The organism is Acidovorax facilis, assembly GCF_023913775.1.
In the GTDB taxonomy this organism is placed as follows: domain Bacteria; phylum Pseudomonadota; class Gammaproteobacteria; order Burkholderiales; family Burkholderiaceae_C; genus Acidovorax; species Acidovorax facilis.
On record NZ_JAMXAX010000188.1, the window covers coordinates 1 to 9065 of the forward strand.

6 protein-coding genes and 1 pseudogene are annotated in these 9065 nt (G+C 66.3%); 4 read left to right on the forward strand and 3 right to left on the reverse strand.

Features of this window, described 5'->3' with window-relative positions:
* Window positions 1-232 precede the first annotated feature (232 nt).
* From NFX52_RS28205 to NFX52_RS28215, 3 genes are all read left to right on the forward strand, one after another.
* Window positions 233-2443: a TonB-dependent receptor gene (locus NFX52_RS28205; protein ID WP_055402055.1), complete on the forward strand. Its 2211-nt coding sequence runs from the start codon at window positions 233-235 to the stop codon at window positions 2441-2443.
* Window positions 2444-2461: 18 nt separating this feature from the next.
* The gene (locus NFX52_RS28210) at window positions 2462-4072 is read left to right on the forward strand and encodes a PepSY-associated TM helix domain-containing protein (RefSeq protein ID WP_055402053.1); all 1611 of its coding nucleotides are present in this window, start codon (window positions 2462-2464) and stop codon (window positions 4070-4072) included.
* Window positions 4073-4181: 109 nt separating this feature from the next.
* Window positions 4182-4499 carry a hypothetical protein gene (locus NFX52_RS28215; protein ID WP_055402051.1) on the forward strand — a complete coding sequence of 106 codons (318 nt, stop codon included), beginning with the start codon at window positions 4182-4184 and terminating at the stop codon, window positions 4497-4499.
* Between the two features lie 82 nt (window positions 4500-4581).
* Here the strand turns inward: NFX52_RS28215 and NFX52_RS28220 are convergent, their stop codons facing one another.
* Window positions 4582-6210 (reverse strand): ABC transporter permease, encoded by a 1629-nt coding sequence (locus NFX52_RS28220; RefSeq protein WP_055402049.1) that lies wholly within the window; start codon window positions 6208-6210, stop codon window positions 4582-4584.
* Between the two features lie 118 nt (window positions 6211-6328).
* Between NFX52_RS28220 and NFX52_RS28225 the strand changes: the two genes are divergently transcribed.
* Entirely contained in the window at window positions 6329-7408 is a 1080-nt protein-coding gene (locus NFX52_RS28225; RefSeq protein WP_055402047.1) for an ABC transporter ATP-binding protein, read from the forward strand.
* An 85-nt stretch (window positions 7409-7493) separates the two neighbouring features.
* On the opposite strand, the gene NFX52_RS28230 is transcribed toward NFX52_RS28225, so the two are convergent.
* Both NFX52_RS28230 and NFX52_RS28235 read right to left on the reverse strand, forming a co-directional pair.
* Entirely contained in the window at window positions 7494-8726 is a 1233-nt protein-coding gene (locus NFX52_RS28230; protein WP_055402045.1) for a Yip1 family protein, read from the reverse strand.
* A 205-nt stretch (window positions 8727-8931) separates the two neighbouring features.
* Window positions 8932-9065 (reverse strand): annotated as a pseudogene (locus tag NFX52_RS28235) (IS481 family transposase); the annotation flags it as partial.

Genomic DNA, 9065 nt, shown 5'->3' on the forward strand with positions numbered 1-9065 from the left:
CCCCCTGGCCCATGCGCTGCAGCCCGTCGAGGCCGCCCGCATCGCAGCGGCCACTGCAGCGCCACTGCCCGCACGCGGGCCCCCATCGCGCTCTTGATCTGAAGCCTGTTGGCAGTACCCCGTACCTGGTGGTCGGGCGCTGCCTTGTTCCCGCTGGTTTCCAGACCGCGCAGCCCTGCGTGCACTCCACGCGGGCCTGGTTGCGCTGTCGCCTCAAGACAAGAGCGTTTTCATGTCCCGTTCGTACTCCTCCTCCCGCCATGCTGCGGGCTCTCGGCGCCTGCCTCTTTCTCCTTCGTGCTGGGGCGTGTTCGCCACCTGCGCACTGGCCTCCCTCTCCGTCCCTGCCCAGACCACCACGCCCACGCTCAAGGCCGTGGACGTGGTGGACACCGCCGCATCCCCCAACGGCAAGCTGAACCTGGACACACCCGTGGACACCGGTAGTCGCCTGGGCCTGACGGCGCGTGAGAACCCGGCCTCCGTCACTGTGGTGGATCGCGCCACCATCGACGCACGCGGCGCACAGGACACGCAGGAAATCCTGCGCGCCGTGCCGGGCGTGGTGGCGCACAACGCGCCGGGCTCCATGTCCGCGCACTACCGGGGCTTCACCAGCAACTCGGTCGCGCAGCTGTACAACGGCATCAACCCGCAGTACGGCAGCGCCACACGCGCGGTCGATAGCTGGATCTACGACCGGGTCGAGGCCATCGGCGGCGCGTCGAGTTTTCTGTACGGATCGGGCGGCGTGGGCGGCTCAATCAACTACATCACCAAGACGGCCGAGCGCAGCGACTTCACCGAGGGCCAGCTGCGCCTGGGCTCCTACGACCTGAAGGAAGTGTCGGTAGGCCTGAACCGCCGCATCGCAGGCGGTGACGGCACTGCAGGCCCTGCCCACTACGCGCGCATCGACCTCAATCACCGCAACGCAGGCAGCTGGACCGAGGGCACCAAAACCCAGTCCACCCAACTGGCCACTTCGCTGCTGTCGGACTTGGGCGGTGGCTTCAGCCACACGCTGGCCTACGAATACCAGAAGGACCATGTGGACCGCCCTTACTGGGGCACGCCGGTGCTGAACCCCGCCGTGGGCGCGCTGCAGATCGACCCGGCCACGCGCTTCAAGAACTACAACAGCGCCGACGGCATGTACGAGCATCGCGTGCAGTGGCTGCGCTCGGTGGCGCAATGGCGCGTGTCCGATGCGCTGCAGCTCAAGAACACGTTCTACGTGTACGACGCGCTGCGCGACTACCGCAACGTGGAGATCTACACCTTCAACGCGAGCAACACGGCCGTCACCCGCACGGCGCCCTATCTGCAACGCCACGACCAGACGCTGGTGGGCGACCGGCTGGAGGGCACCTACCAAGGCCAGCTCGCAGGCAGAAAGAGCGACTGGGCTTTTGGCCTGGACATGAGCGTGAACAAACAGACGCGTTTCCCGTTCGGCCCCTCGGTCACCGTGAGCACGGTCAATCCCTACAACTTCACCACCGAGAACTTCTTCGACATTCCCGGCATGTCGCCAGCGCTCAACCCCGATAAGGACAACAAGATCACCAACACCGCGCTGTACCTGGAAAACCGCACCCTGGTGGCATCCGGCGTAAACCTCGTCACCGCGCTGCGGCACGAGCGCATTGACCTGGACCTGGTGAACCGCCGCGCCGTCACAGCCACCGCACCCGCCACGTTCAGCCGCAGCTACCACCCCACCACCGGCCGCCTGGGCGTGGTGTGGGACATCGCCCCCGGCGCCAACCTGTATGCGCTGGCGTCCAACGCGGCCGACCCACCCTCGGGTTCGCTGGCCTCTGCCTCGTTTGCCGATGTGCGCAACAACAGCGAGCTGACCACGGGCCGCCAGGTCGAGGTGGGCAGCAAGTTTGACTTCTGGGACGGCAAGGGCAGCGCCACGGTGGCGGCCTTTGACATCCGCCGCAAGAACATCGCATCGCAAGATCCGTCCAACCCCAACCTCACGGTGCTGGTGGGCGAGCAGTCGTCCAAGGGCATCGAGCTGTCGGCAGGCATCCGCCCCACGGCGCAGTGGCAGCTGCAGGGCAACCTGTCGCTGATCCGCGCACGGTATGAAAACTTTGTGCAGGGCGGCGTTTCACGCGCAGGCAACGTGCCGCAACTGGTGCCGCAGCAAGTGGCCAACCTGTGGGCGTCGTATGCGATCACGCCCACCGTCACTGCCAGCGCGGGTGTGCGCCATGTGGGCAAGGTGTATGGCAATGCGGCCAACACCAAGTTCTGGCCGTCGTACACGCTGCTGGACCTGGGCCTGGCCTGGAAGGTCAACAAGACCACCACCCTGACGGGCCGCGTGCGCAACGCCACCGACCGCATCTATGCGGCCGAGACGCGCGATCAGGTCTACCTGGGCGCACCACGCACGCTGGACGTGACGCTGCACACCGCCTTCTAACGCAAGGAGCACACGCACATGCTGCATGCCAAGCGTTGGTTGTACCTGGTTCACCGCTGGCTGGGCGTTCTGCTGTGCGCCTTCTTCGCCATGTGGTTCGTCTCGGGCGTGGTGATGATGTACGTGGGCTACCCCAAGCTCACGCAGGCCGAGCGCTTGGCCCACCTGCCCCCGCTGCGCAGCGCCACGCTGGGCACGGAGCCTCTGCTGGAGCCCGCTGACGCCTTGGCGCGCGCAGGCCTGGCAGGGCCGCTGCAGGACCTGCGGCTGGCCGTGGCCAGCGGCGGGCGGGCGGTGTACCTGGTGGTTCCGGCCGCCTCCACAGGCGACGCCGCACCACGCACGCGCAGGGCACCGGCGCCTGCGGTCATCGACGCCCTCACGGGCGAGCGGTTGCAGCGTGTGGACGCTGCGCACGCCATTGCCTCGGCCCGCGCCTTTGCACAGGAAGCCAACCCGTCCATCGACTACCAGGGCACGATCGACGAAGACGCCTTCACCCACTCGCGCGCACTGGATGTGCACCGCCCGCTGCACCGCCTGCACCTGGGCGACAGCGCGGGCATCGTGGTCTACGTCTCCGGCACCACGGGCGAGGTGGTGCGCGATGCGCCGCTGCAGGAGCGCGCCTGGAACTACGCCGGTGCGTGGATCCACTGGCTGTACCCCTTCCGGGGCAATGTCTTCAACGACTACTGGACGGACATCGTCAACTGGCTGTCCATCGCGGGCATCGTGCTCACCGTGACGGGCACCGTGGTGGGCGTGCTGCGCTGGCGCTTCCAGGGCCGGTACAAGACGGGTTCGCGAACGCCCTACCGGGGCTTCATGATGCGCTGGCACCATGTGTTCGGACTGGTGTTTGCGCTGATCACATTCACCTGGATCTTCAGCGGCCTCATGTCCATGAACCCATGGAAGATTTTTGACAGCGGCGCCGCGCCACTGCGCCAGCAGGCCATGAATGGCGGCCCGCTGGTGTTGCCCCCGCAAGCCGCCACCGCGCAGGCTTTGCTGTCAGGCGTTTCGCCGAACACGCGGGAGCTGCGCTGGGTGCAAAGCGCGGGCCACCCGCTGGTGCTTGCTTACAGCCCGACCGGCGCCCCCGCGCTGCTCGATGCGACCACCGCCGCGCCCCACCAGTGGCCCCCAGGCGCGGTGGCCGAGGCCGCAGCGCGCCTGCTGCCCCACGCCGTGGCGCGCACCGAAACGCTGACCGCCTACGACCTGCATTACTACGACCGCGCCACCCACACCATGACGGGTGGGGGCGACAAGCCCCTGCCCGCGCTGCGCCTGGTGTTTGACGACCCCCATGCCACCTGGGTCCACATCGACCCCCACACCGGCGCCGTACTCGGCCGCACCGACAGTTATCGCCGTACCAGCCGCTGGCTGTTCTCCATGCTGCACAGCTGGGACTGGCTGCCGCTGCTGGAGCGGCGCCCGCTGTGGGACATCGTTCTCATTGTGCTGAGCCTGGGTGGTGCGGTGCTGAGCGCAACGGGGGTTGTCATTGGATTGCGGCGGCTGGGCGCCAAGTTCGCATTCGTAGCGGGCCCGGCGTCGCAGCGTGCCGGACGGGGCCACCGCAGGCGCGCCCGTGTCTTGCCTACGACAGGTGGCTGAGCCGTCATTTTTGTTTGATACTTTTTGTTTCAAACAACTACACTGGCTTCACCCCCCACACGTCCATCCCGGGCGTGCGGGGGCTCCATCCCTCGCAGAGATTTTCCCCATGCAACTGATCCGCACCATCACTGGCGCCGCCCTCCTGTTGGCCGCTGGCACTTCGGCCTGGGCCGCCACCGACTACAACCGCCCACCTGCAGGCGACGCGCAATACCGGCAGTGCCTGAGCTACTCTGCCACCGTCTACGAGGGTGGCAACGAGCCCAGCCCCATCAAGGGCCAAACCAAGGCCCAGGCATGGTGCACCTGCATGTGGAATGAAACGCCCGAAGATTTCAAGGGCAACCTCGTGAAGTTCGCCGAAACCCGCAAGGGCAAGGAAACCAACAAGCTGTGCGAGAAGCACTCCGATTGGAGCGAATGAAAAGGGTCCGCTCACAGCAGCGCACTGCCAGCCGCCCTCGGGCGGCTTTTTGTTGGGCGGGAGCGGGATGCCTCAGCGCAGGTCACCCTCGGCTACGCAGCGTGCGGCTCAGCAAGATCACCGGCACCAGCCCCACGGCCACCAGCGCCAGGGAAGGCAACGCCGCCTCACCCAGCCGCTCATCGCGCGCCAGCTGGTAGGCCACCACGGCCAGGGTGTCGCTGTTGAAGGGGCGCAGCACCATGGTGGCGGGCAGCTCCTTCATCACGTCCACAAACACCAGCAGCGCGGCAGCAGCGGTAGACCGCTTGAGCAGCGGCCCATGCACGCGCGCCATCAGGCCCACGCTGCCCATGCCCAGCATGCGGGCAGAGTCATCCAGGCTGGGGGGAATTCGCGCGTAACCGCTCTGAATGGACTGCAGCGCCACCGCGCAGAACCGCACCAGGTACGCCCATACGATGCCCAACGCCGTGGCCGTGACCAGCGCGCCCACGCCCCACTGCGGCATGGCCGCCTGCAGCCAGCCCACGGGCAGCAGCAGGCCCACCACAATGACGGCACCTGGCACGGCGTAGCCCACGCTGGCCAATTGCACCACGCCGCGCGTGATCGCATCAGGCTGGCGGCGCACGGCAAACGCCAGGGCCAGCGCAATCATCACGGCCAGCGCAGCGGTGATGCATCCCAAGCGCACGCTGTGCCAGGCCCATTCCATGAATCGCTCCCACGGCAGCACCGACCAGTCGGCCGCCAGCGGGCGCAGCATGAAGAGAACCGGGGCGACAAAACCCATCACCACCGGCACCGCGCACACCACCCAGGCGGCCCAGCGGCGTGCGCCGCGCAGCGCCAGGGGCTGTGCCTCGGCCGAGCCTGCGCGCCCGCCGCCCGTGGCGAAACGCATGCGCTTTTGCGCGCGATGTTCCAGGTGCAGCAGCGCCATCACCACCACCAGCAGCATGGTGGCCAGCTGCGCGGCGGCCAGGCGGTTGTCCATCGACAGCCAGGCCTTGTAGATACCGGTGGTGAAGGTCTGGATGCCGAAGTAGCTGGCCACGCCAAAGTCAGCCAGCGTTTCCATCAGCACCAGCGCAACGCCTGCAGCGACTGCAGGGCGTGCCAGGGGCAACGCCACGGCGCGGATGCGGCGCGACAGCGGTGCGCCCAGCAGGCGCGCGGCCTCCATGAGGTGCGCGGCACGCTCGCCCAGCGCCGTGCGCGCCAGCAGGTATACATACGGGTACAGCGAAAAGATGAACACCCACACCGCGCCGCCCAGGCTGCGCACCTCGGGCAGCAGGCGGCCTTCCAGGCCAAAGGTGTTGCGCAGGCCCACCTGCAGCGGGCCGCTGAACTGCAGAAAATCGGTGTAGGCATACGCGGTGACATACGCGGGCATGGCCAGGGGCAGCAGCAGCAGCCATTCAAACGTACGGCGGCCCGGGAAATCAAACAGCGTCACCGCGGCTGCCGTGCCTGTGCCCACAATGGCCGCGCCCAGGGCCACCAGCACGCTCAGCCACAAGGTGGTCCACACATAGCCGGGCAACACGGTGGCTGCCATCTCGCGCAGGATGGCGCCCGCCTGCGCATCGCCCTGCCCCACGGGCAACCACGATGCGAGCACGGCCAGCACGGGCAGCGCAAGAAACCCCGCGAACAGGATCAAAGGGATGGTGCGAAGGGCAGAAAATGGCGTGCGGCGCAAGGCGAGTGGCTCGGCAAAGTAAGAAAGCGCACACCCGCTGGCAGGCTCAGGCCGGGCAACGATCAGGAATGCAAATGCGAATTTTAAGCATTCGTCCCTGCCCGCCTAGAATCAGGCGATGTTTCTAGAGGTCTCCCAACTCGAAGTGCGCTACGCAGGCCGCCCCAACGCGGCGGTGGAAGGCGTCACGCTGGGCCTGCATGCAGGCGATATCGGTGTGCTGATCGGCCCCTCGGGCTGTGGCAAGACGACCTTGCTGCGCGCTGTGGCAGGGCTGGAGCCCGTGACGGGCGGCGAGATCCGCCTGACCAAAAGTGTGGTCAGCAGCGCCACGCTCAGCGTGCCGCCCGAGCTGCGGCGCATTGGCATGGTGTTCCAGGACTACGCGCTGTTCCCGCACCTGTCGGTAGGCCGCAACGTGGCGTTTGGCATCCACCAGTTGCCCCGCGCCGAGCAGGCCGCGCGCGTGGCCGAGGTGCTGCAGCTGGTGGGGCTGGAGGGCAGCGAGAACCGCTTTCCGCACGAGCTTTCTGGCGGGCAGCAGCAGCGCGTGGCCCTGGCTCGGGCCCTGGCACCGCGCCCGCAGCTCATGCTGCTGGACGAGCCTTTTTCGAACCTCGACGTGGACCTGCGCGAGCGCCTGGCCCACGAGGTGCGCGGCATTCTGAAAGCCGCTGGCGCCACGGCCCTGTTTGTGACGCACGACCAGTTCGAGGCCTTTGCCATTGGCGACGTGATCGGCGTGATGCACGAAGGTCATCTGCACCAGTGGGACGATGCGTACACCCTGTACCACCGCCCCGCCACACGGTTTGTGGCCGACTTCATCGGCCATGGCGTGTTCGCCCCTGCCACGCTGCTGCAGCGCGGCAACAACGTGGTGGCGCAGACGCCGCTGGGCGAGCTGACCGACCTGGAAGAATGCCCCCTGCCCAGCAGCTACCCCGGTGGCGAATGTGATGTGCTGCTGCGTGCGGATGACATCGTGCACGACGACCATGCCCCCGTGCAGGCGCAGATCGTGCGCAAGTCGTTCCGGGGTTCGGAGTTTCTGTACACGCTGCGCCTGGCCAGCGGCCACACGGTGCTGGCGCATGTGCCCAGCCACCACGACCACGCCTTGGGCGAGTGGATAGGCATCCGCGCACAGGTGGACCATGTGGTGACGTTCCCCCGCGAACAGGGAACCACCATCTAAGCCAAAAATAGGCTCTAGCGCTTATCTATAAAGCGCCGGCTGCTATTATTTTTATGCCACATTGCGCCACGGCGCACTGCAGCCTTCAGGATTTGCCCTTGCGCTGGAGGCTTTCCAGGGCATTGAGATCCACCTGCGACATGAAGCCCCGCAGATCCTTCACACCCATGTTGTCGCCCTCAATGCTGACCACCAGGCCATTTTTCAGGATGGTCTTGAACTCGGCATGGCTGCCGTCCTTTTCATAGCGCTGGTGCAGGGTGCGGCCACCCTCCTGCCAGGTCTTCTCGGCGCTCGTTGGGTCTTCTTTTTCGCCCTGGGCCATGCCCATGGCCATGACCGCCATCTGCCCCAGGCCGCCGATGTCCACGATCTCCAGGCGCACCTGCTTGTCATCGCTGCCGTACTGCGCACTGGCCTGGCTGGTGGGCAGGCCCAGGGCGGCGCCGTCCTGCACATCAAAGCCCGTGCGCGGCAGGCCGGCGAGCTTCTCGGGCAGTGCCGCCTTGAGCGACTGCGCCGCAATGGCCTGGCCACCCCCCAGCGCACCTGCGGCGGCCTTGGCGGCATCACCAGCAGCAGCGGCAATGGCGGCGGGGTCCTGGCTCTTTTGCGCTTCTTCCATCTTGCGGGCGGCCTCTTCCATCTTCTTGCCTGCGGCCTCCAGCCCGGCGGTGTCGATGGACACCTTGCCGCCCGGCGTGTTCATGGTGATGGCGGGCGCATCGGCCCGGCCAAACATCGCTCCGCCACGGGGCAGGAAGAGCGCACTGACAGCGCCGATGACCACCCCCATCACGATGGCCGCAATGATGACCACCACGGTGTAGACCACCGACTTCTCGGGGGCGTTTTTCATGAGCGCCGGCAGGCCGGTGTAGAGCAGGTAGATGGAGTACAGCGCCGCCAGCAGGCCCAGCATGGAAAGCGCAGGCAGCAGGCTGAACACCCCGCCCAGCATGGCCGCCGTGCTGGCATACACGGCCACCTTCAGGGCCTGGATGGAGTTTTTCTGGCCGCCAAAGGTGGAGGCCAGCGCATCGATGATGAGCCCGAGCACGAAGATGCCCACGAGGCTGAGCACATACGACACCACCATGTTCACCAGCCCCGAGACAAAGGGCACGCGGATGGTGACGCCAAAGCCCCCAAAACCGATCAGCGACATGCCAATGAAACCGCAGACTGCCGGAACGGCGGCCAAAATCATGGCGTAGCGGGTGTACAGGGTGGCGGCGTCGGTGCTCTCGGCCTCAATGGTGACCCAGGTGTCCTTGGGTTGCAGAAGAATGCTCTTGGCGCGCTCAATCAGGTTCATGGTGCCCTCCCGGCAGTGTTGACAAACCTGCTCGCTTTCTTGGGTTCGCTTGCAGGAAGAAAACGCGAACGATACTGCGATTTGCGAGAGATGAAGACTCGGATTGCGGCTGGGCTGCCGCGACCGTGAAATACGCACGTTTTTGCACGGCAGACGTACCGCACACGTAATAAGAAGGCGAAAACCGCCCCCTCGAATCAGCGGTCTATTCGTAGGTGTCGCATCCCGTACGATCATATGGTCGCTTGTGAAACAGGTGCGGGTGGGTCTGGTACCACTCTTTCATCGCCTGCATCGGCGTACTGCTCTTGAGCGCTGACTGCGGTAACTGGTGGTTGT

Bases quoted from the DNA above. Each gene is read 5' to 3' on its own strand.
- NFX52_RS28205 (WP_055402055.1), top strand. From the start codon at position 233: ATGTCCCGTTCGTACTCCTCCTCCCGCCATGCTGCGGGCTCTCGGCGC.
- NFX52_RS28225 (WP_055402047.1), top strand. From the start codon at position 6,329: ATGTTTCTAGAGGTCTCCCAACTCGAAGTGCGCTACGCAGGCCGCCCC.
- NFX52_RS28230 (WP_055402045.1), bottom strand. From the start codon at position 8,726: ATGAACCTGATTGAGCGCGCCAAGAGCATTCTTCTGCAACCCAAGGAC.
- NFX52_RS28215 (WP_055402051.1), top strand. From the start codon at position 4,182: ATGCAACTGATCCGCACCATCACTGGCGCCGCCCTCCTGTTGGCCGCT.
- NFX52_RS28210 (WP_055402053.1), top strand. From the start codon at position 2,462: ATGCTGCATGCCAAGCGTTGGTTGTACCTGGTTCACCGCTGGCTGGGC.